Raw genomic sequence first — 26,764 nt, 5'->3', positions numbered from 1 at the left:
GCCGCGGTCGGACACGGTCGCCTCGATCAGCAATTCCACGGTCAACGTCGCCGGCACGCTGGCCTTGGTCGCGGTCGGTCAGAGCGTCATCAACGCGAATGTCAGCAACATTTCGCGTTCGGACAGCAAGTCCATCGGCTCCAATTCCGCGCGCAGCATCGGTGCTGTGGTCGGCTCGAACACTGTTGCCCGTGCGACCCGCGCCTTCATCGACAACTCAGGCGCACCGACGGCGACCGTCAAGTCGACGGGTACCGCAACTGTTTCTGCGCGCGACGAGAGCGCCATTTTCTCCAACGCCAAGCTGGTCACGTCGAGCGTCTCGACGACCGACGGCCTGTCGCGTCTGGCCAACAAGCTTCTGGACCGCGTTCTGAATTCTGATTTCAGCGCGACCCAGGGCACGACCAGCATCGCCTTTGGCAACACGGTCGCGCTCAAGCCTGACTATGACACGGCGCTTTCGATCTTCGAGCTGACCAGCGCCAAGCCGGTGAGCGTCAAGACGGGCGATATCGTCGAAGTCAGCCGAGGCTATCCTTCCGCACGCGGCGCAATTGGAGCCCTTTATCGTTACAAGGGCGGCGCTGCGACGCTCGACCTCGCCGATCAGGACTATCGCAACGGTTCGAACTGGGAAGAGGTGAAGGGTAATCCCGGTTCGATCTATCGCTTCATGGGCGAAGCCGGATCGCGCGATCTGTCCGCGCAGGATTACACCGACAAGCGCTTCTGGCAGGAGGTGCCACAGACCCAGCTCTTGCCTGAAGGCTTCAATTTCAACGCCGGTGGTGCCATGTCGGTCGGCATGATCCTCGTGCTGAACCGCGTGGATGGCGGGGCCAAGGCGACGATCGACAGCACCAAGATCGAGGCGGCTAGCTTCGAGGTCGAGGCGAACGCTGCTCAGACCATCATCGCGCAAACGGATGCGACCGCGGTGGCCAAGGGTGGCACGGTGTTCACCGCCACCGGACAGACCGCGCTCAACGGCACGCTCGCGATCAACCGTGTGCTCGGCGGTGCCGAAGCGCATGTGAAGGATTCAGCGGTCACCACGCTGGTCGGCGACGTTTCGGTGCATGCCGGAAACACCGCGACGATCGAAGCGACCAATGCCACGGCACTCACCACGCAGGACAAGGCGCTCGGCGCCGTTGTTGCTGTGAATTCGGTCGGCCAGCCGGATTCGGACATTCTCGGCACGATCAAGAAGTTGTCGGCAGTCGGCAGCTTCAACGACGCCGTAGACGCGCTTCTGGATGGCGGCTCGGGCACCGGCACACCGCTTGCAACTACAGCTTTCATTGAGAAGAGCGACGTGAATGCCGCAGGCGGTATCACGATCGATGCGCAGTCTCAGGCGACCATCATCTCCAAGGTGAACAACGACGCGACTTCCGCAAGCGTCGATGCCATGCAGTCGGGCATGTCGGTCGGCGTCATCATCGCGTCCAACGACATCAACGCGGCGACGGATGCTCACCTCGACAATCTCGGTGCCGGAACAGGCACCGATATCGATGCCGGCAAGGCCGTCACAGTGAGTTCCACGGATCGCTCCGTGATCCAGTCCGAAACCGGAATGCTGTCGTCCGTCGATACCAATGACGATCCGAAGGGCGCGCTGATCGATAAATATGCCAACCTGCTGGCGGGCGGCTACGATTATACCTCGTCGTCGGGCACCAAGACCGTGAAATATGGCGACCGCGTCTGGGCCGGTGCGCAAGGTGCTGAAGGCCATGTTTACAAATATATGGGTCCGGCGGACGGGACCTCCGTCAACCTATCCAATCTTGCCCAGTTCGACAATCGCGACCTGTGGAAGCTGGTGGACGCGCAGTCCGTGGTCGATACCGATATCGCCGGCTGGGTCCTCGATCAGATCGTCAGCGTGGTCGGCGTCGATACGCCGAGCGCCATCACCGGTAATTTCGTCTTCAACGATGTGCAGAACAAGGTTTCCGCGTCGATCAAGAACGCGACCGTCGATGCGGCGGGCGATGTTGCCGTTTCGGCCAGTGCCGAGGCTGCTATCACCGCGCGTGAAGACAACAACATCGACAACAAGGACGGCAAGTCCGTCATCGTCGCGACCAACCACGTTCTGGGCGGTGCGGACGCTTCCATCACGAACAGCGCTGTTACCACGACGGCAAGCGGCGATGTGAATGTCTCGGCCGAAACTGCCGGCTCGATCCAGGCGATTGCCCTGACCAAGTCGTCGGGCAACAGCAGCGCCTACATCATCGCGTTGAACTCCATCGGCTGGGAATCCGGCAACATCTTCCTTGAAACCGTCGATGCCATCGCAGGCGACAGCCTGTTCGGCACGAAGACGCCCTTCAAGGCTTCAGCGACCGTCGATAATTCCACGATCAATGCTGCCGGAAGCATCGGGGTTTCTGCCGATGCGACGACCGAGATCCGTTCGACTTTGGGGCAAGACACGGTCGTCGAGGACGCGCAGACAGCAGTCCTGCAGGCCACGTTCGGCACATCCGGCGCCTCTGCCGGCATCTTCATCGGCAGCAACAAGATCGCGGGCGGGGCGTCCGCTTCGGTCAAGAACGCTTCCAGGCTGACGGCGGGCGGGGCTGTCCGCGTGGATGCGAATGACGACGCGACGATCGTCGCCGAGAGCAAGCTCGTCCAGAGCGTTTCAGTATCCAACACCGCCAGCAACTGGATCAGCTCTGCCGAGGAAAGCATCGCCGACTCTTACCGCTTCACCACTCAGTCGGGCTCGCAGGCGGTCAAGACCGGTGACCGCGTCCGCATCGGTGCGGCTTACAACAAGGGTGGCGTGCCGGGCGAAGTTTACGAATATACCGGAAACGGGGCCACGCTCGACCTTTCGGGCACCGATTATGCGGCCGGTTCGTGGAAGCGCGTCGTGGTCGACGAGACCAGCCTCGTCACGAAGATCGGCAATCTAACGTCCTCAGGTGCGCGCGCTTCCGCGATCCTGCTGATGCTCAATGATGTGCAGAGCGGGGCGGACGCCTCTGTGGCAGGCGGGACGATCCTGGCCAAAGCCGGCGATGTCGCGATCACGGCCGAAGAGAGCGCTGCCATCGTCGCCTATGCCGAGACAAACCTAAAAGTGGATGGCGGCAGTGGCGTTGCGTCCAACATCCTGCCATTTTCGGGCGCTGCCACCAAGACGGGCGGCAAGCAGATCGTCACCAACCGCGTGCTCGGTGGTGCCAAGGCCTCGGCTACGAATACCGACATCACGACTCAAGGCACAGGCGCGCTCGGCAACGTGCTGGTTTCGGCGACCAACAGCGCGCAGATCGACGCGCGTCTGCGTTCATCGCTTTCTGGCGGCGAAGGCAACTCCACCATCGTGCTGGCCTATAACAGCATCGGCTGGACGAGCAGCAATGTCCTGTTCAACGCCATCGATACGCTGATCGGCGGCGAACTGATCGGAAGCACGCCCGACGCCAGCTCCCAGACGCTCGCGACGATCACCAATTCCAAGATCAAGGCTGCAGGCAATATCGGCGTCGAGGCCGAGAACACCGGCACGGTCAACGCGACGATCTCGAACGCCGCCGTTTCGGAAAAGTCCGCGCTTTTCTACGCCAAAAGCGGCGGCAGTAACATCATTCTGTCTTCCAACCGGGTGAGCGGGCTTGCCAAGGCGGAGATCGACAACAGCTCGGCTGCGGTCGGCACCAAGATCGAGGCAGGCAAGGGCATCAGCGTGTTGTCGAGCGACACCGCGCGCATCAATGCCAACACCAAGATCGTATCCTCGGCCGCGACCACGGTCGATGGCGGGCTATCCGTGATCGGCAAGACGATCGACGCCAATGCCGATATCGATTTCACGACCACGCCGGACAGCGGCGCGACAACGAAGACGCGCGACCTGAAATTCGGCGATCTGGTTCGGATCGGTGACGAGTACAAGTCCTACGACTACACCAATATACCGGCGACCCCTGGCGCCATGAAGACCCAGCTTCTGCGGACCGGCGACCGCGTTCTCGTGGGCGATGTCGTTTATCGCTATGTGGGCGGGGACAAGAAAACCGTCGATCTGGCGGGCGAGCAATATATCGACACCTCGAAATGGGTGAAGATGGCGGGTCAGACCTATCAATATATGGGCTCGGCCGCCGAGCAGGTCGATATCGCCAATGCCGACTACGGCAATCTTGGCTTTTGGAAGCTTGTCCCTGAAACGCAGGTCAACCCGCTGGGCACCAACCTTTCGCTGGCGAAAGCCTCGGCCAAGGGCATCGTCATCACGGTCAATGATGTACGTGGCGGCGCGGAAACGCTGGTCAAGAATGCGGTTTTGAGCGCGGGCGCCCCCGTCAAGGTGAAGGCGAGCGAGGACGCCGGCATCACGGCCAATGTCGATATCGACATCGAGGTCGATGGCACCAGCATCTGGGGCAAGCTGCCTTTCCCGTTGAGCTCCAAGTTTGCCGGCAGCTCCGGCATGGCCGCGACGGTCGCCAGCAATCTGGTTCAGGGCCATGCCAAGGCCGCCGTGTCCGACAGCGCCCTGACGACCACCGGCGGCGCGATTGAGATCGCAGCGACCAACAGCGCGAGCATCGCTTCCTCGCTCGAAGCCAATGCCAGCAGCGCGGCGGGTGCGAAGGTCTTCACCATTGCCTTCAATACGGTGAACTGGACCGCCGAAAACGTTCTCTACAAGGCACTCGACACGCTGATCGGCTCGTCGGAACTTCAGCAGCAGCCTGCGGCCGATGTGCCGATGGCGGAAGCGAGTGTCAGCAATTCGAGCCTGAACGCCTCGGGCGCAATCAGTGTGACCGCCGACGACACGGCTTCAATCACATCTAAGGTCGGCAACGAGGCTACGGCGAACAGCCGCGCCCTCTACAAGGCCGAAGCCTCGCTCATGGGCGCCGTCATCACCAGCAATCTGGTGAATGGCGGTGCGAAGGCCGAAATTACCAGCACGGCCGCGACCAAGCCAGCAGCAAATGCCGGTGGCGCGTTGACTGTTGCCGCCAATGAGAAAGCCGCGATCGCAGCGGAAACGACGCTCAAGCAGATTGCCGATGTCCGCAGCGACATGGGCGCGTCGCTGCTCGTGGAATATCTCGCCGCGCAGCTCGATGAGTATCAGTTCACGACGAATTCCGGCTCGCGGCTCGTGACGCCGTTCCAGAACGTTCGGCTTGCGGACGGCTACGCCAAGGGCGGCACCGTCGGGCGGCTCTACCAGTATGTCGGGCTCGCTGCCGACACGCTCGATCTGGGCAATCAGAATTATGCCGACACAAGCAAGTGGCGTCTGGTCGATGTGACTGCCACGGACGCCACGAAATATCTGCCTTCGCTGAACGTGCCCGGCACCAGCGCATCCGCCAAGGGCGGTATTTTCGTGCGCAACGACGTGCGCGGCTCGGCCTCTGCTTCCATTGACGGGATCGATGTGGATGCGGCCGGCACGGTGAAGGTGTCGGCCGATCTGTCGGCCAACATCGACGCGACCATCGATGCCGTGGCGGTTGCGACGGGCGGCAGCGCGTTCGAAAAGGAAGGTGAGAAGTCGAAGTCGCTGGCGGTCAACGCCATCATCGCGACCAACAGCATCCTTTCGAGTGCGAACGCGAAGATCGCCGACAGCACGGTGAACACCACCGCCGGCGGCAATGTGGAAGTGTCGGCGCATAATGGTTCGGCCATCAACGCGACGATTTCGAGCGATGTGCAGTCACAGGCGACGGCCGCAGGGATCACGCTCGCTTTCAACACGGTCGGCATCAAGCCGCAGAATTTCCTCTACAACACCGTCGATGCGCTGTTCGGCGTGCTCAAAAGCGATCAGCAGCCGGTTGCGGTTTCGGCTTCCATCAGCAACTCGACGGTCGATGCAGCGGGTCTCGTCAAGGTTTCCGCGCTCGCCGAAACGGCCATCGATGCCGACATCAAAGGTGCGGCCGTCAGCCTGAGCATGCAGGGTGCCAAATCGGTCGGCGCGATCATCGCGCTGAATCGCATCGCCTCGCAAGTCGGCGCGACGATCGACGGCAGTTCGAAAGTCACCGCCGGCACCGGCCTGACGGTGTCGGGCCTCAACCTTTCCACCATCGACGCTACGGTCGCAGCGACCGCTGTCGTCGTCTCGGCCGACATTTCCGAGAATAAGCCGGACGAAACAAAGTCTTCGACCTCGCTCAGCATCGGGGTGAGCACCGCGCGCAACGTGGTCGATACGGATGTGGTGGCCAAGGTCGAGAATTCGACTGTCGAGGCAAAGAACGGCGATGTCTCTGTTCAGGCCGCGAATGCGACCGACACGCGCCATAGCGGCATCAATTCGAGCGCAGCCGCAACCGGCGTGCTTCTTGCGGCGAGCGTGAAGAAGGGCAACGGCATCAGCGGCAGCGGTGCGCTCGCGGTCAACACCGTGCTCGGCTCGGTCGATGCCCATATCCTGAACGGCTCGGCGACCGCCTCGGGCGACATTCTGGTCAATGCCAAAAACGGAACCAAGATCGATTCCGAGGTGACGGCTGTCGCTGTTTCCGCAAATGTCAGTCCCGATGGCAGCAAGGCGGTGGCGGTCGGCGCTTCGCTCGCTTTCAACTTCATCGGCTGGCGCGCGTCCTCCCTGTCTGCCGCTGAGCTCGATCCCAAGACGCGCGAGCGCTCGGCTGACGGCAAGGAGAAGGGCGGCGTCAAGGCGTCCACATCCGGCACCCGCCTCAAGGCAGGCGATGCCATCGTGGTTTCTGCGACGTCCGACGCCAAGATCAACACCAAGGTCGCTGCAATCTCCGCAGCCATGGGCGCAGCTGGCGCGGATGGATTGAGCGTTGCCGCTGCCGGCATCTACGCCGACAACAAGATCGCCTATGATGTCGCGGCAGAGATCAAGAATGCCCCGGATGCCTTGGATGGGACCGGCAAAGTGACCGAAAAAGGCGTTACTGCAGGTGCGGGCGGCGTTTCGGTGACGGCTAGCGACAAGTCCGAGATTTCCGCGGAGACCCTGGCTGCCTCGCTCGGCGCGTCGTTTGCGGCTGAAGGTGCCAAATCCGGCGCAATCGGCGTTTCCGTCTCGCGCAACAGCATCGATACGACAATCTCCTCCTCGCTCAGCGGAAGCAATGTCGCCACGACAGGCGACATCAAGGTCACATCTGCGCGCACGGCAACCATCACGTCCAAGGCCATCGCCGCGGCCGTTTCGGCCGCCATTGGCGGCGACAAGGGCTTCTCGCTTTCAGGCGGCGGCGTGTTCGCCCAGAACCAGATCCTTGGCGACATCACGGCCGAGGTGAACGGCGACACTTTGGGTGCGTCGGACGAGAAGGTCGGCGACGTCACCGTTTCCGCCAGCGACAGTGCGGCGATCACTGCCCAGGTCATAGGCGTTTCGGGCAGCCTTGCTTTTGGCGGAAAGACCGGCGCCGCAGTGGCGCTCGGCATCTCCATGGCTTGGAACGCGATCGGCTCGGCGACCGATCGCAGCACGGTCAGCGCAAAGCTGACATCCGCCAAAATCTATTCGAGCAAGGCCGTCACGGTGAAGGCCGAGGCAGGAGCGACGATCGAGGCCACGGTGGCTGCCGGCGCGGTCGCGATCGGCGCGGGCGGCAATAATGGCTTCTCGTTCTCAGGTGCCGGCGTCGAAACCGAGAACGACATCGTCCGCGATGTGTCCGCAACCATCACCGGCGGTTCGATCGACGCCGCGCGCGTAGCGGTCGATGCCAAGGACACCTCCACACTGACTGTTACCGCAGCGGCAGCGTCCGTCGCCGCGGCCTTCTCCGGTTCGACCTCGGTTTCGGCTGCGGTCGGCCTTTCCCTCGCCTTCAACAAGATCGACGCGAACGTCACGGCAAGTGTCACCGATGCGAGCCTCGTGACTGTGGGCGGCGGAACCGAGCCGGGGATTGCGATCCGCGCGCTGCGGAGTGCCACGATCGATGCCACGGCTGTGGCGGCATCCGTCGCGGTCGCCATTGGCGGCAGCAACGGCATCAGCGTCGGGCTGGGCGGTGCAACGGCCAAGAACGACATTGCCGGCGATGTGGATGCACATATCGAAAATGGCTCGGCCCATGCGTCGAACAACCTGAAGGGCATCGTGGTTTCGGCTAACGAGACCTCGATCGCCGATGCGTTCGTCGGCGTCTTGAACGCCTCGCTGGCCGGTGCGGGCAGCAATGCCGTTGCGGCTGCGATCGGTGTTTCGGTCGTCCTGAACAAGGCCGCCGGCGAGGTGAAAGCTTATTCTCGCGGGGCGGCGCTGACCTCATCCGGTTCGGTTGACATATCCGCAAGCAACACGTCGAACCTCAAGGCCCAGGTCTATGCAGGCTCGGCCTCGGCCGCGCTTGCGGGCAGCGGTTCGCTGGCGCTGGCTGGTGCCGGCGCGTCCGCCAACAACGAGGTGGATGTCGACACCGCGGCGTTCATCGAGAATGGCAGCGTCAGTGCAGGTCCCGGAAAGGTCAAGATTTCGGCTGCCGACAAGTCGACGCTGACAGCCGATGTAGGCACCGCAGCCTTGGGGCTGGCTCTCGCCGGTGACCTCAGCGCCGGCCTGACGGTGGGCGTCTCGCTCGCGGAGAACAAGGTCGATAATAGCGTGTCGGCTTATGTGTCCGGCGTTTCGAGCCTGCTCGCTTCGAGCCTCGACGTGACAGCCGCGCGCGAGTCCAGCATCAGCGCCCAGGCCGTGGCGGCCGCGCTCGCGGTTTCGGGCAGCGGGACGGTCGCGATCAGCGCTGCGGGCGCAGGTGCGAAGGCCGACAACACGGTGACGGGGGATACGCTCGCCTATATTTCCGGCAGCACGGTCGGCAAGGACGACGGCAAGGTCGGCGACATCAAGGTTTCCGCGACCGACACCTCGACGATCAGCGCCCTCATCGCAGCGGTTTCCGCGACTGCCGCCTTCTCCGGCACCGTGGGCGGTGCCGCTTCCGTGGGCGTTTCCCTAGCCTACAACGATGTCGGTAACGGCTCAGGCGACCGGAACAAGGTTTCGGCCTATGTGAAGGGCTCGACCCTGAAGTCGTCTGGGACGCTTGCGATCGGTGCGACCAACAGCGCCTCGATCACTGCCGAAGTGGTGGCGGGCACGGTGGCTATCGCCGGGGCGGGCACGGTGGCCGTCGGCCTTTCGGGCTCGGGCGTCGAGACCAAGAACAACATCCATGTCGAGACCAGCGCCTATGTCGGTGAAACCGGCACGACGACCAATGTGACCGCAGGGCGGTTGACGGTCGGCGCGCAGGACACCTCCGCGATCACGGCAACGGCAGCCGCGGCATCGGTTGCCGGTGCAGTCGGCTACATTTCAGTGTCTGCTGCTGTCTCGGTCACCTTGGCCGAGAACACGATCGGCAACAGCGTTTCGGCGCGCGTGGACAACGCGACGCTGACGGTGGACGACGGCAATGCTGCAAACGGCAATGACGATGTCGCCGTATCGGCCATCAACGCTTCCACGGTCAACGCCACAGCTGCGTCCGCATCCCTGAGCGTCGCCATCGGTCTGGGCGGCGCTCTGGCGGGCGGCGGCGTCGAGGTGACCAACACGGTCGCCAATACGATAGAAGCCAAAGTTTCCGGCAGCACCTTGAGTGTCGGCGACGACATCACGGTCTCGGCGAGCGACGTGTCCTCCGCCAAGGCCGGTGTCGACAATGCCAGCGTGGCGCTCGGCCTCGTCAGCCTCGCGGCGGGCGGTTCGGTTGTCGAGTCGAAAGTGGCGAACACTGTGAAGGCGACGCTTTCCGGCACGGTCTCGAAGGCCGATGCCGTCAGCATCACGGCGAATGCCACGGGCGAGGCGAAGGCTGCCGCTCTCGGCTTCAATGCCGGCACGGCTGCGGTTGGCGTTTCGAAGTCCACGGCAACAGTAGACAACACGGTTTCGGCCCTTGTTGGTGGTTCGATCACGGTCGGGAGCCTTTCTGTTTCCGCGACACAAGGGTTGCCGAACTCCGGCATCGCAGCCGACGCGTCTGCGACGGGCGGTGCGGGTGGTTTGATCGGCGTCGATGCCACCATCACACGCGCGGAAAACAAGTCCGACGTGACGAGCTCCGTCGGGGCCAACGCGGTGCTCGACATCACCGGCGCTGTCAGCGTCGCTGCGGTCAACAACACGCGCCAGAAGGCTGAGTCCGTGTCGATCGCCGCAGGCCTGATCGCGGTCGGCATCACCAAGGCCAATGCGGAGTCCACCACGACATCTGCCGCGCTGATCGGCGCCGGTGCCAAGGTGACCGCCGGTAGCCTTTCGGTCACGGCAGACGGCTCGGACAACAATTTCGCCACCACGACGGCGGGTGCCGGCGGCGTGCTCGCTGGTGCCTCGGCGGAAGCCAAGACGGTGACGAATTCGACGACTGATGCGAGCATCGGCGTCGGTGCCGCGATCGATCTGTCCAAGCGCGGCAGCGGCACGTTCGACATGTCGGCCGAGCACATCGCGACGGTCAATACGCAGATCCTGACCGGTGCGGTAGGTGCGATCTCGGGTGCCGGTGCGGTCGGCCGCAACGATGTCAATTCGGCGGTTACGACCACCTTCGGCAATGCCTCGACCGTGACCGCACGGAGCATCGGTGGTGAAGCCATCAATCGTATCCGCAAGCCGCTCTTGGCCGATGGCAACATCAACGGCGCGACGCTGGGCCTGGCCTCGGGTGCCGGCGTTTCCAGCACCACCGAGATCGATTTCGCGACCAAAGTGGTGGTGAACGACAATGCCACGCTGACCGTGATGGGCTCGTCTGCGGCACCCGGTGATCTGGTGCTCCGGTCGTTCAACGACTTCGATGCCCATGACAAGGTGACGTTCCTGGCCGGCGGCGTGCTGGGCGCAGGCGTCGGCGCGACCTCCGACATCCACACCAAGCAGGACCTCGCGCGCGTCGAGATCAACGACGCCACATTATCAAGCATCGGCGAGATCACGCTTTCCGCACGCGGCCAGGGCAATGTCACGACCCAGGTTGGCGTGGACACCTATGGCGGCATCGCGACGGTCGCCATTGCCCTCGCGAGCACGATCATCCGCCCAGTCAACCAGATCGCGATCGGTGCGGGCGCGGACCTGTTCTCCAAGGGGGACATGAACCTGCTCGCCGGCCTCGGCGCCGACATCGTGCGCGACACCTATACGATCGACGCACGCTCCGACTCGTTTGCCGGTACGCCGATCCCCATCGACGACATCGACGCCCATGGTTTCCTCCTGCAGGAGAACTCGGTCACGGTCGCGGCCGGCGGCGTGGTTCGCACCGGCGGCGACGCCAAGCTTTATGCCGAGCGCAACGGGCTCGCGCAGGTGTCGGCCAAGGGCAAGGCCGTCAACTGGCTGAGCAAGGCGGCGGATGGCATCGACAGCATGCTGGGCAGCGGCGGTTCGGAAGTCTTCAACGGCACTTCGCTTGCCCGCGCGGTGGGTATCGTCACGGTCGATGGCACGGTGCAGACGGGCATCGGGCGCCATGTCAGCATCGATATCGTCAGTGTGGCTCTCAACAACGACGAAAGCCTCACGGTTACTTACCGCCTCGACGGTTCGCAGACACTGCTTTCCTACCGCGCCGACAAGAACCTCAATCCGCTGGCGGGTTCGCAGGACGCCCCGTTCTACCTGGCGCTCGAAGGCGTCAGTTCGGCGCTGTTCGGCCAACTCGACGATGCCAAGCTGAAATTTGAGCGTTACTCGCGGGACGGCAGCGATGAACTGAAGACGTTCTACCAGAACGAGATCATCCGCTTGCAGAACGCGCTCGTCGCCGATGGCCTGCTCGAGGAGCAGTTCAGCGCGGACGGCAAGACGAAGGTCTACGTGGCTGTGGACTTGAAGGTTCTCACCCTCGTTCTCGATCCGATCAAGGCGCAGGCCGGCGTCATCGATGTGCGTGCCGATCAGCTTGCCGGCACCGGCAAGCTCGACACGCCGGGCAATGCCAGCGTCGACATCAACAACGCGTCGATCGCCTCGCTGCGCATTACGGGCATCTCGATCCCGACGCAGAATGGCGGCCTCTTCGTCAACGGCAGCCCGATCACGAGTGAAGACACGCTGACGGTGAAGGGCAACATCAACGAGTTGAGCGCTGCCGACGACAATGCACCGATCAGCAAGCTGGGCGACCTCGCTTATCTTGTGCCCACTGTCGTCGAATACAAGGCGAACTTCTCGACGCTTGTGCTCGGCAGCGTGGGCGCTCCAGCTTCGATCTCCATCAAGAACACCTTCAATGACGATGGTTTGCCGGCCGACACCGACTATGTATTCCCTGGCGTCACTGTCAGCGGCCTGATCACCAATCTCGGCACCGGGGCCACCGTCACCATCGACACCTCCGCGACCGCAGGCGATATCCTCGTCACCGGCGAGGGCATTCAGGCCGGCGGCACTCCCAATCTGATCGCTGGCGGGGGCAATGTCACGATCGGCCTCGAGCCCGGCCGCATCTACAATGTCGGCGCCGATCCGAGTGCCGCATGGCGTGACGCCACCACCACGAACAACGATGCCAATGGTTCGGACGATGTGCCGAACGGCGCTTCCGGCGTCGGCATGGGCAATGCCAACACCAAGGGCACCGTCAGCGGCACGGCCAATCCTGCTTTGTCCTCGACCCCGAACATTTCGGGCTCGACCATCCAGATCGAAGCCGAATACATCAACGTCAACGGCCTGATCAAAGCAGGCGACGACAACTATACGCTGACGCTCGGTCAGGACGCGATTGACGAAATCAACCAGATCAAGCGCGACGGCAAGACAGGCCTCGTCACGCTCACCACGCTGAAGGACAACGACTTCCGCGTGCAGTTCGACACGACCGAGAACCGCATCGTGGTACGCGAGATGCGCTCTCGGGGCGGCTCGGTCACGCTGACCGGCAAGATCTACAACACTGGCACGGGCGAGATCCAGGCGCTCGGCGGCTATGCCGACATCAATATCGTCAACAACACATCCTACGATCTGATGCTGAAGCGGCTTGATGTGTCGCAGCGCGGCGACGGCATCATCACGCTCAACGACACCGGCAAGACCGGCGTCGATGCGACCCATCCCTACTACCAGACCATCTACAAGAAGGACGCGACCGGCGTTAAGGTCTTTCAAGGCCTGACCACGCTCGTGGACAAGGTCGCGGTTCTGCCCGCAGGCACCGCCTCGACCGTGGGCGCGGATCTCAACACCTACACGCCGCAGCAGGGCACGCGTTACGGCTGGCAGGTTGCCAAGGAGATCACCGAGCGCGAGACCAAGGTCTATGGCACCTCGAAGTGGCTGGGCATCGACGCCTTCGCGGCTGATCCGAAGGATGTGATTTCCTCTTCCAAGGAAGTCATCGATCAGCCGAAGCTGGTGGATTCGAGTGACTATTTCTATTCGAGCTCGAGCGACAACAACGCCTACAGCTACACGGTGAAGAAGACGCCGAGCGGTGACCGGGTCGTTTATCCGTCACAGTCCTGGACCGAAAGCACGTGGTACGGCAAGAAGACCTACTACACGCGCACGGTTGCCGAGCAGGGCTCGCGCGTGGTGTCGACGCACTCGATCGAAGCCGACCACGCCATCAACATCCGCTTCATCGGCGATGAGGCGTCGGACGTGAACGTCACGTCGAGCGCCGGCGGCAGGATCCTGCTTCAAGGCTCGATCCTGAGCGAAACTGGCACCACGAATCTTTCCTCGACGGCCGGCATCGAGCAGGTAACCGAGACCGCCAGCGTGGGCGGCAAGAACATCATCCTGACGGGCGGCGCCTATGTCGGCTCCAGCGTGCAGGCAATCCAGACCAACCTGACGGACGGCAAGGGCGGCGGGCTGACGGCGACCTCTTCGTCGGGCGGCGTCTATGTCTCGGAAATCTCGGGCGAGCTTTCGGTGGTCAGCGTTTCGGCTGCCAAGAACGTCGTTCTGAACGCAGCGGGTGCCATCACGGTAAACGCTCTGGCAACAGCCGGGATCACGACGGCGCATGTGCGCGGCGCCAGCATCACGCTCAATGCCGGCGGCGGCATCGGCAGTTCCGAGATCCGTCCGCTCGTGATCGACTCCGGCAATGCGCGCGGCAACGTCGTCAATGTCTTGGCCAAGGGCAATGTGTTCCTTTCCGAGTTGAGCGGAGACCTGCGCCTTGAATCGCTCGCGACGACCGGCAATGCCTTCATCCAGATCCAGTCGGGCAACCTGGTCGATGCCAACAACGTCTCGGAGCGCGACGACCGCGCGGTCGAGGAATTGCGTGCCGGCGTTTGGGCCGACCTGTCGCTGACCGGCGAGGCCGCGCAAGCCAAGCAGCAGAAGGCGATCAACACCTACACCAACCTGAAGCAACAGGAGTACCAGACCTACTGGAACTACCGCCGCTCCTTCGGCGACGGCGTTGCCTACAATTCAGGCCAGAAGATCACTCTCTCGGCGGCAGAAAAGAAATACTATCAGGACACTTATGGCGCTGGCGCGGCGTTGGCGATCACGACGGCCGAGGCCGCTCGCACAGCCCAGTATCATAGCCTGCACGCTCAGTTCCTGGCTCATGACGCGGCTTCGGTCGCGAGCTATTCCGCCAGCTACAAATATGTTCTGACCACGGCGGAACGCGACAGCCTGACCAAGAGCATCAAGGTCTGGAGCGAGGAACAGCTGCTCAACACCTTCTCCGCAGGCCTGTTGAAGGCAGTTCCGGATACGACGGTGGACAAGGAGGCCGCGAATATCGACGTCAAGGGCAACCTTGTCATTCGCGCGCAAAATGGCGGCGTAGGAACGCTTTCGAGCGAACCGATCCGCATCGACCTGCCTCTCGCCAAAACCGGGTTGACCGATGAGCAGAAGATCGCGCTGGCTGCTGCCGAGCGGACGGATGTCGTGTTCTTGGCCAATGTCACCACGCAGGTCGTGAGCTTCGGCAATTCGGGCGGTCGTGGCACGGTGACCTTGGGTTCCGGCTCCTGGGATGCGTTGGGCTACAAGCAAGGCATGCTCCTGTTCGTGGACGGCAACACCTCGAACGCGACGGACACGGGCAAGTATTTCACGATCCAGAACGTCAGCGGAAAGACCGTCACGCTCGACAAGTCGATCGCCACGGAATTCGCCCGCTCGGTGACGATCGGCCAGGCGGTCAACAACCCGGCGGCTCAGAAGGCGACCGTCGATTTCGCGGTAATCGGCGGGCTCGGCACCATGACGCTCTCTTCGGGCACATGGAATGCGAAGGACTTCCAGGCCGGCATGGTGGTGACCATCGAGGATGCCGCGGGCGCGGTCACGAGCCATCAGATCCAGTCCGTCAGCGGGTCGATCATCACGTTCACGTCCGCGATCTCGATCACCGTAGCTCAGGGCCAAGCAGTGACGATTACGCCGAAGGTCAGCACCGTGCTGATCCTCCAGCGGCAGGATGTCGATTTGGCCGTAGGCGGTTCGATCGACGTGACGGCATCCAAGCACGTCTTCATCGGCGCCGAGCAGGACATGAAGCTGGTGCAGGTGTCGGCTGGCGGGGAAGTGCGCATCAAGGGCGACGGGAGCATCGTCAACCTGGGTAATGCGAACGGCGCGACCGTTGTCGGCAAGGGCATCATTCTTGAGGCCGGAGACGGAGCGATCGGCACAGTGACGGATGCCGTGACCGTGGAACTGGTCGGCACGACCGGCCTGACCGCACGTGCGATGGACGGAATCTGGATCGATGCACCGAAGGGCGATCTCGGTCTTGAAGCGGTCTATTCACGCAGCGGCGGGATCAATCTGTCCGCCAAGGGTTCGATCCTTGACGTGCTCAACACCGACACGGTCAAGATCAAGGCCGACCAGGGCAGCATCGTCCTTGGTGCGCGCGAGGGCTCGATCGGTACCGCGGCGAATGCAGTCGAGATCGACACGGCCGGCAACGCGGACGAAACCGACGGCAGCGGCTCAAGCCAGCCGCTGAAGGATCCGTTCACGATCACTGCGGTGGCGCAGAACAATGTCCATCTGCGTGAAACCGATGGCAACATGTATCTTGCGGCCGTCACCGCCAAGACCGGAGATGTCAGCCTGTCGAGCGCCGGTTCGCTCTTCGACGCTTCGCCGGCACCGGATGCCGACGCGGTGGTGGTAGGCAACAACATCACGCTCTATGCCGCGCATGGCATCGGCCGTAAGCCCGGCGACGAGCTTGAGATCAACAGCGGTTATTCGGGCAAGGGCTCGGTGACCGCGACCACCGGTCTGAGCAACATCTATCTCGTTGAAACGGACGGCAGTATCGACCTGAGGCTGGTCGGGGCAGGTGTTGAGCGTGGTGCGGGTTACATCGGCGCGCCGAGCGCGGCTTTCCTGACCGCGCTCAGCGGCAGCATCCGCAATGATCGCAACGACAACAACTCCAACATCGCGGCGGGTGCCACCTATCTGTTCGCCAGCGGCGATATCGGCGCGGATGACGCGATCGCCGGCAACAAGCGGATCATCTCCACTGTCGGCTGGATGGAAACCCGCTCGGGCGGCGACACTTTCATCTGGAACAAGGGCGGTCTGATCATCGGCGGCGTGGTCGACAACAGCTACGGCATGGAGGCGGGCGGCAACCTGAACGTCCGTACGTCGAGCCCGATCACGGTCACGGAAAGCGAAAAAGCCAAAAGCATTACCAAGAGTGCAGGCCAGACCAATGCCGATGACGATCACCTGATCATCAAGAGCGGCGTCAGCCTGATCTCGGAGACCTTCATCAAGCTCAACGCCGGCGACGACGTTCGCGTCGAAGACGATGTGAAGCTCGAAGCCGGCACGGATGTCGAGATCAATGCAGGCGCCCACGTTTCCGTCGCGAAGACGGCGATCGTCGAGGCCGACCGTTCGATCACGGTGCGTGGCAACTGGGCGGACGGTGCCTTTATCCCCAATGCAACAGGCAGCACTGTCACGCTTCTGGGCAGTTTCAGCGCGCCCTCGATCGCAGTCGGCACGGGCAAGGGGACGGATCTCATCCACCTCGAATTCGCAGGCCTTTCCGGCAATGTCTCGGTCAAGTCCGGTGCAGGCGAGGACCGCGTGGAAGTGGTCAAGCTTCCCTCGCTCACCACGGTACGCAATGGGGCGCGTGATCGCGTGACGATCGATGGCGAAGGCGGCTCGGATCGCGTCGATATCCAGCTCACCGGAACCTCCGACGTTTTCATCGACGTGAACGACACAGGAGCGCCGAACGATGGCGTCGATGTTCTGCGGATCGCGGGCACGATGCAGGATGACACTTTCCTCCTGCGCAAGAACTTCGTGGCGCTCCTCCAGAAGGATGCGGCCGGCTTCAAGACATCGTATGAGCGCGTGAACTACGGTTCGAGTGTCAATGGCCGCCTGGTCGTCGAAAGCGGTGCCGGCAATGACAGCTTCTTCCTCGATGACAACGCGGCCATCACCACCATCGATGGCGGTGACGGCGACGATTTCTTCCAGATCGGCCAGGTGTTCGGCTCGCCGCGCAAGGATATGGCGGACTTCATCTCCGATATCGCCAAGGACGATCAGTTCGAAACGGTGAAGACCACGGTCGGCTACCTGTCGCGCGGCATCTCGCTGCCGACCGTCATCTATGGCGGTGACGGCAAGGACACGTTCAACGTCTACTCCAACCATGCGGAGTTGAGGCTCGAGGGCGAAGATGGCAACGACACCTTCGTGGTTCGTGCCTTTGCGCTGGCCGACGGCGTCCACATCAAGCTGAACGGTGGGGCCGGCGACGATCTCATCCAGTACAATATCAACGCTCCCGTCGATATCGACGGCGGTGCGGGCTTCGATACGGTTGTCGCGCTCGGCAGCGAAAAGAACGATGTGTTCGTGATCACCAAGGATGGCGTCTATGGCGCCGGCCTGACCATCTTCATGTCGAACGCCGAAGCGCTCGAAGTGGACGGTCTCGAAGGCGACGACACCTTCTATGTGCTTTCCACCGCCGACAATGTCGTGACCACCATCATTGGCGGCCTTGGTAGCGATACGTTCAATATCGCGGGCGACGTGACCAAGACCGTGGTGTCGGATGACAATCGCGGCGACAGCGGCGCGGTCACCCATTCGGTGAAGAGCGACGACCCGCGCTTCAAGGGCATGTTCGTTCGCGGCGTGGATCTCACCACGCAAGGTGCGAACAACGCTTCGGTGAGCGCCAACAAGGAACTGCGCGTGACGGAAGGCGGCACGGCCGTTTCCTATGATCTCGCACTTCCCGCCAAGCCGCTCGCGGGCACGATCGCGGTGGTCACGGTTTCGGCCGCGCAGGCGTCCTCCTCGCTCAGCCGCAAGAAGGGCCAGACGCTGCTCGTGTCGCTGAGCCAGAACGGCACCTACAGCGAGGCGCTGACCATCTCGTATGACGAGAACAACTGGAACACGCCCCGCACCATCTGGGTCAAGGCGTTGGACGATACTGCCGAGGAAGGCCAGCAGGTGGTGGCCATCAGCCACTCCGTGGTTCATCTCGACCAGTCGGGCAAGCCACTCGCTTATGATGCCACGAAGGGCACCGGCGAGGGCAAGCTCGACGGCTTCCCGATCCAGAATGTGCTGGTCACGCTCTTGGACGACGACAAGCCCGAGGTGCTTTTCACCCAGACGGACGGTTCGACCCGTGTGATCGAAGGCAATGCCGACAAACCGGCGGGCCAGCCTGACGGCTACACGGTCCAGCTGAGCCGCGCTCCGGCGGCGGGCGAGATCGTCACGATAAAGCTCAACCCGGGCAACGGTCTCGCGACTTCGGTTTCCAGTATCAAGTTCGGGGCGGCCGAAGACCTCGCCAATAACGTGTTCGCTTGGGACGATGCACAAACGGTTTCCGTGTCTTCGCCAGCGGACGGCAAGGCCGAGAATCGCTTCTATGCAGGCATCAAGCATACCGTGGAGAGCTCGCTCGCTAATGGCGTCTTCGCGAAGGCGGAAGCCGATGACATTCGCGTGGAGGTGGTCGATGGCGACACCGCCGGTGTCGAGGTGATCGAAACGGATGGCGGCACGCGGGTCTCGCAGGCTGGCGGAAAGGACAGCTACCAGCTGGTTCTCACCGCCAAGCCGACTGCACAGGTCGCAGTGGAAGTGACTGTCGACGGGCAGGCCAAGGTTTCCGGCACGATCCCGACCGCCAACTCGCTCAAGGATGCAGTCGCGGGCGGCCTCGTCTCGGTGGATGGCAGGATCTATGCGGTGTTCGACCAGAACACCTGGGCGCAGCCGATTACGGTCTCGCTCGAATATGATGCGAGCGGCACCACGGCACCTGATGGGACGCGCACCTTTACCGCAATCGAGCACGATCTGAGCCGTATTGCCGGTCCGCTCGTGATCGAAGGCGGCGTCGGCAAGAACAGCCGTGGCCTGACTCCTGCCGTCGTCCTGCCGGGCGAAAGCAATCCTGCACTGCAGACGCTTTCCAGCGGCGACGGCGTGGGCGACATCGACCAGCTCGTGGTCTTCGCCGATACGGCCAAGGCCCCGCTCGTGGGCACGCTCACGGCGGACCACATCAGCGGTCTCGGCATGGCCGATGATCCGCTGATGGTGGACTTCAACGACGGCACCAACACCAAGCAGCCGGTCGATCGCGGCATCACCTACACCAACATGCATGTGGTCGAAGTGCTGCTCGGCCGGGCCGACGATACGTTCACCATCGAAGGCACCGGCACGGTGATGAGCGCCGTCAAGGGAAGCACGCAAAAGGTCGAGGAGAACACCCTGACCGTGGTTCACGGCGGCGCAGGCAACGACAAGCTCTCCGTGAAGTCCGGCAAGGGCCCGATCGTGCTTTTCGGCGACACCTCGGCCAATGGTTCGCGCTACAGCTCGGTCGCTGAAACGACGCTGCCTGACGGCACGACGATCGCCGCCAAGCCCAATGGCACGGCCTATGCGTTCGGCACCGATGGCGATGACGAACTCGACGCCTCGGGCGCGACCGGCATCGTCGTGCTCGACGGTGGTGCGGGCAACGACAGGCTGACCGGCTCGTCGGGCCAGACAGGCACTTCCTTCCTCGCAGGCGGGGCCGGCGACGACCGCATCTTCGGCGGCGCCGGTGGGCGGAACTGGATCCTGGGTGACTCGTCGTTCGATGTGGACTATCGCAACCGCACCGTTTCCATCGACTTCGACGGGGTGAACCGTCTCGGTGCCGCCGAGAATGCCGGTAACGACATCATAGCCGGCGGCGTCGCCGACGACGTGATCACCGGCGATTACGGTACGATAACGCAGGACGGCATGACGGCCGGTGTGCTGGACATGCTCAGGGACCGTGCCGTGGTGCGGATCGAAAGCACCAACACGGTGTCCGGCGGAAACGACGACATCGATGCCGGTGCTGGCAAGAACATCGTCATCGGCGGCGCGGGCTCGGACAAGATCGTCAGCCTGGGCGGCACGGATGTCGTGCTCGGCGACAACGGCATGGCCGAGTTCCTCAACGGCCTGCCCACCGTGGTCCGCACGACCACGGCCCAGTACGGCGCCAGAGACACGATCATCAGCAAGGCCGGCCGCAATATCCTGATCGGCGGCTCGGGCAGCGACGTGATCACCGTTCTGGGCGGCAGCACGGCCGATGCCGGCGATGTGGTTCTCGGCGACAATGGCGAAATCCGCTTCGATGCGCTCGGCCGCGTGATCTCCATCGCCAGCACCGATCCTGAGTATTTCGGCAACGATGAGATCACGACCGGCGGCGGGGACAACATCGTCATCGGCGGCTCGGGCGCGGATACCATCACCTCGCAAGGCGGCAAGGACACGATCCTGGGCGACAACGGCCGTGCGATCTACCAGGACGCCGTGCTGACGCTAATCGAAAGCACCTTCGCCGACCATGGCCCAGGGGTCGTCGATTATGACGATCTGATCGTAGCCGGCGACGGCGACAAGACGATCTTCGGCGGCAATGGTGCCGACAAGATCACGGTCGGCAATGGCCGCAACGTGATCCTGGGCGACAACGGCCGTGCGAAGTTCGACGAGAACGGCGTACGCGTCTCGATCGCCAGCATCGACGCCGAATTCTACGGCAACGATGTGATCCAGACCGGCAATGGCGACAATGTCGTCATCGCCGGCTCGGGCGCCGATCAGATCGCAACAGGCAACGGCGATGAGGTGATCCTCGGCGACAACGGCACCGCGCTTTTCACGAAGGGCCTTCTGACCAGCATCGAAAGCACTTTCGTGACGCTTGGTGGCAGCTTGGTCTATGCCGACACAATCAAGGCCAGGAACGGCAACAAGGTCATCCTCGGCGGCAACGGCGCGGACGGCATCGAGACCGGCGACGGCAACAGCGTGGTCCTGGGCGACAACGGCAAGGCCGTCTTCGACGAGACCGGCCGCCGCGTGTCGGTCGCAAGCACGGACGCCGCGTTCTACGGCAATGACGTGATCACCACAGGGGTAGGAGACAACATCGTGGTCGGCGGTGCCGGCTCCGACACGATCACCACCCGCACCGGCAAGGACATCATCCTTGGTGACAACGGCACGGCGCTGTTCATGAACGGCGTCTTGAGCGAAATCCGCAGCACCTTCGCCGATCTTGCCGGGGCAACGCATGACGATGTGATCGAGACCGGCGACGGCGCCAAAGTGATCTTCGGCGGCAGCGGTGCCGACACGATCAACGCCGGCAACGGCAACAGCGTCATCTTGGGCGACAACGGCAAAGCCGTCTTCCTCAACGGTGCGCGTGTCACGATCGAAAGCACGGAAGCTGCGTCTTACGGTGACGACGTGATCAACACCGGAGCCGGCAACAATGTCGTCATCGGTGGCGCTGGCGCCGACAGCATCACGACCAAGACCGGCACAGATGTGCTTCTCGGTGACAATGGCAAGGCATCCTTCACGGATGGTGTGCTGACGCGCATCGAAAGCACCTTCGTTTCAGTTGGCGCAGGCGTGATCGGCTACGGCGACACGATTCTCACGGGTGATGGCGCCAAGGTGATCTTCGGCGGCAACGGGGCAGACAAGATCAATTCCGGCAATGGCAACAGTGTCATTCTGGGCGACAACGGCTTGGCTCTGTTCGATGCTCAAAGTGTGCGGGTGTCGATCGAAAGCACTGACCCAACCTTCTACGGCGATGATGTGATCGAGACGGGCAGCGGCGACAATGTGGTGATTGCCGGCTCGGGCGCTGACAAGGTCACGACGCTGACGGGTGCGGATGTCATCCTCGGCGATAACGGCAGGGCGACCTTCACGGGCGGCATCTTGACCCGCATCGAGAGCACCTTTGCCAGCATCGCTGGTCCTGCGTATGGCGACGTGATCCTCACCGGCAACGGCCGCAAGGTGATCTTCGGCGGCAATGGTGCCGACCGGATCACGGCCGGCAACGGGAACAACGTCATCCTCGGCGATAACGGCTTGGCTCTCTTCGATGACAATGGCGTGCGGGTCTCGGTCGAGAGTACCGATCCGACCTTCTACGGCGACGACGTGATCGAGACCGGCAGCGGCGATAATGTCGTCATCGCCGGCTCCGGCAACGACAGTGTTTCCACGCTGACGGGTGCCGACGTGATCCTCGGCGACAATGGCCGGGCGCTGTTTACGGGCGGCGTGCTGACGCGGATCGAGAGCACCTTCGCGAGCCTTGGCGGCATCGGCTACAACGATGCGATCGCGACTGGCGATGGCCGCAAGGTCGTCTTCGGCGGCAACGGATCCGACCAGATCACGGCAGGCAACGGCGACAGCGTGATCCTGGGCGACAACGGCCTTGGCATCTTCGATGCGAGCGGGCGTCGTGTATCGATCCAGAGCACTGATCTCGCTTATGGCGGTAACGACGCGATCACGGCGAAGAACGGCAACCATGTTCTCATGGGCGGCTCATTCGATGATGCAATTACGGCCGGGGACGGCAATCACGTGATCCTCGGCGACAGCGGCCGCGCGCTCTATGAGGCCGGTATTCTAGCTTCCGTCACGAGCGACTGGAGCGTTTACGACGGTGCCGACCGCATCCGTGCCGGCAACGGTCGCATGGCGGTGATCGGCGGCGGCGCGGGCGACGACATCGCGATTGGTGATGGCAACAGCGTGGTCTTCGGCGACAGCGCAATAGTCTCGTTCCGTTCGGGCATACCGGTTCTCGCACTTTCGCTCGACACCAGCCTCGGCGGTGCCGACACGATCGTGACCGGCAACGGCGACAACCTCGTCGCAGGCGGTGCCTTCGGTGACCGCATCACCACCGGCAACGGTTCGGATATGGTGTTCGGCGACAATGCGCGCTTCGAACTGGTCGTGTCAGGCGGGGAGGCGATCCTGCGCCGCGCCTTCACGATCAACTCGTTCGATGGCGGCGACGACGTGATCGTGGTCAATGGCGGCAACGATCTCGTGGTAGGCGGTACCGGCAATGACTGGATCGCTGGCGGCGCGGGCGACGACCGCTTGTTCGGCGACCATGCCCTGTTCGACCTCGACCTGCCGGAAAACCAGCGCGTCATCTCGATCTTCGTCGGTCCGGCCGATGGCGGCGGCAACGACGTGATCCTCGGCGAGGGTGGCAACGACATCATCCTTGGCCAGCAGGGCAACGATGCGCTCTACGGCGGCGATGGCGACGACGACATCACCGGCGGCCACAATGTGGTCGGTGGCGCCGATGGCGACGACACTGTCGAGGCCGGCAACGGCGACGATGTGGTGATCGGCGACAACGGCCTGATCGCACGGCGTCTGGTGGGCGGCACGAGCTGGAAGGACTCGGCCTGGCTTCTCAACCCGGCGGTTCCTGGAAAGGCGCGCTCGCTGTTCCGTGATGTGGTGCTGTTCGATCACGCCGATGGCGTGGGTGGCAACGACACGATCTATGGCGGTGCGGGCGACGACCGCATCATGGGCCAGCGCGGCAACGACTTCCTGTCGGGCGACGATGGCGACGACGACATCGTGGGCGGCTTGGGCTCGGACATGATCTATGGTGGTGCCGGCGTCGACATCGCACTAGGCGACGAGGGTCAGATCATTCGCGCCTTCAACCCGGATGGAACCGCGCTTCTCAACAGCGACGGCGCATGGCATCGCGACGTGGTGCTCGAAGAGGTGGCGACCGCCGTCAGCCTCGTCGGTCTCTCGTCGAGCAACACGGTGAATCGTGCCGGTCTCGCTTCGAGCCTGCTCAACCCCGAAATGCTTCTGCTCGCAGGGCTGACGGATGCGGCCGGCAACAAGATCACCACCAGCTCGGGCGCCTGGAACACCCAGGCGATCGGCGTCGATCTCGAACCGGCCTATAACGACTTCATCGACGGCGGCGCGGGCAATGATGTGCTGTTCGGCCAGCGTGGCAATGACACGCTGATCGGCGGCGATGGCGACGACGTGATCTTCGGCGACCGCGCCTCCAACGCGACGGGCTTCAAGACCGACCTGCCGCAGATCGTGAATGCCTTCCGCATCATCGGTCAGGCGGCCGGGCTGAACCTCAATCTGCCGCTCGGCGGCGAGATCGTGGTTCCGGGCGTCAACATGCTGCCGGCCGAGCTGATCAATGCGATGCCACAGCTCGACATTCTGCCATCCGCAGGCGGCATGGTGGGCGAATGGGCAAGTAAGACCGCGCTCGGCCGAACCGATGGCACGCGCCTTTCCGTCATGGCCTCGGCCGTGCCCGATATCACCCGGGTCCGTGACCAGCTCTTCGGCAACGATTGGATCCATGGCGGCGCGGGCAGCGACACCGTGTTCGGCGATGACGGACGCTTCGTGTCCGTCACCGAAACGGGCTTGGCGGCCATCGACCGCGAAGTGGCGGGTCTTTCGGTCTCGCTGCGCAACCTGATGACGGACTTCGCGTCGCTGGGCTTCGCAGCGAATGCACAGGGGCTGCCGGGCGCATCGGGCACCGTTTCCTTCGGCCATGACACGATCATCGGCGGTGAAGGCGACGACACGCTGTTCGGTGATACCGGCCTCGTGGTGGTGCCGGCGACCCAGGTCACGCTGCCGGCCTCCAACGCCCAGGGTGCCGCGCTCGCGCTGCACAACTGGCTGATGGACATGCAGTATGCCGTCACCGACCTGTCCTACACGGCACACGCGGCGGGCGAGCAGCTCGTTTCCGAGTTCGGCCTGCGGACCAACCCGAAAAACGCGGTGTTCAAGCCGGGCGCGAAGGGCGGCATGCGCGGCTCGACCAACACGATCATCATCGGCAACGACGTGATCTACGGCGAAGGCGGCAGCGATCTGATCGTGGGCGATCTGGGCGTCATGATGCTGCCGATCGCGATGGGTAGCGGCCAGCCAATGGGCACAAGCTTCAGCGCCGGCGAACTCGCCTCGATCAACTGGTCGCTGGAACAGCAGGACGCCTGGCGTCGGGCCGACATCGCAAACCATGTGGCGCGCGATCACAGGGTCGATCTCGGCGTCAACCGGACCGGCGACTGGCTGTTCGGCAACGGTCTCGGCTATCGCGTGAATATCGGCAACGACGCCATTTATGGCGGCGATGGCGCCGATGTGCTGATCGGCGATCTCGGCCTGATCCAGCAGCCTATGCTCTTGCAGGGCTGGGGATCGGGCAACGCCAAGCCGCTCGCGGACGGTCTGCAATGGGCCTTCTTCACGACCGTGGATCGGCTGTTCGCGGGCAACATGTCGAGCGGCCAGGCCAATGCCTATGCCTGGGGCGTACAGTCCGTCGTGGCGGGTCGGAACGACTGGTCGAGCAACGGCTCGGTCAATAGCTGGCTGCTCAACGCCAAGGACAAGCGTACCAAGCAGAACTTCGGTGCCGATTTCATCACGCTCAGCAGCGATGCGATCTATGGCGGAGCCGGCAACGATCTGATGTTCGGCGACGGTGCCGTGGTGGTGCCGGTGATCGACGGGCAGGGCAATGCCGGCACGCTCGGAAAGGTCCGCGTGCTGCCGATCGCCGAAACCGGTGCGACGCTGACGGCGACCTTGCGCTACGTGCACAATTTCGGCGCTTATGGCGTGCTGCACGACGTGATGGGAACGCTGGTCAACAAGAAGGCGGTCTATCGCATCGACGGCGACCAGATGTGGGGCGAAGAGGGCGACGACATCCTTTACGGCCAGCTCGGGGACGACTCGCTGTGGGGTGGCAATGGCAACGATCAACTGTCGGGCGCCAACGGCAGCGATTTCGTGAGCGGGGGTGCCGGCACCAACATCTTCGCTTTCGACCGCAAGCGCGACAAGCAGGATGCCGGCGACAAGAAGCTCAAGGCGAGAAGCATCGTGCGCCAGACGCTCGATGCGAGTGCCGACAGCCACGTGCTCGCCCGCGACTGGGTCAACCCGGTTCTGCGCGATCTGGGTGCAAGCTCCTACGCCTCGGCTGCCTTGCTGAACCCGCTCGGCCTCAACGCCGTACGCTTCGGGGCGGCTCAGGCGAGCGGCACGCCGCAGATGGTGGCACCGGCCGGCGATCTGCGGAAGCTTGCCAAGGTGCCTTATCTTGCCCGCTACGACGAAGGCTGGCTCGGCATGGCGCCGGCGCCGCGCTGGTCTCTGCAGAAGGCCACCGGCGCGCCGATCTTCGGGCTCGCCATGGCAACGAACTCGCCTTCGGACGTGATCTCGGCGATCCGGGGGGGCAACATCGTGGTGCAGAGCGGCTATGCGTCGCGCAAGTCGGTGGATGACGGGCTGATGCTGTTCGACTTCGAAACCGGCGCGCTCGCTGCTCGCAAGCCGGTGGAGGACGACATCCGCTTCGTCTGA

General features: G+C 63.2%; 1 protein-coding gene (only partly in view). It reads left to right on the top strand.

All coding sequences use genetic code 11. The annotated features are described in order from the left end of the window. Window positions 1-26,764 carry the 3' portion of an LEPR-XLL domain-containing protein gene (locus tag NGM99_RS07440; protein ID WP_289852374.1) on the top strand. The gene continues 2,807 nt to the left of window position 1, outside the view, so 26,764 of the gene's 29,571 nt are visible here — the last part of the coding sequence; its start codon lies beyond the left edge, outside the window; the stop codon is at window positions 26,762-26,764.

The organism is Mesorhizobium liriopis, from assembly GCF_024053505.1.
Classification (GTDB): Bacteria; Pseudomonadota; Alphaproteobacteria; order Rhizobiales; family Rhizobiaceae; genus Mesorhizobium_B; species Mesorhizobium_B liriopis.
Note: the sequence above shows the minus strand (reverse complement) of the source record. Positions and strands in the feature narration are given on the sequence as shown.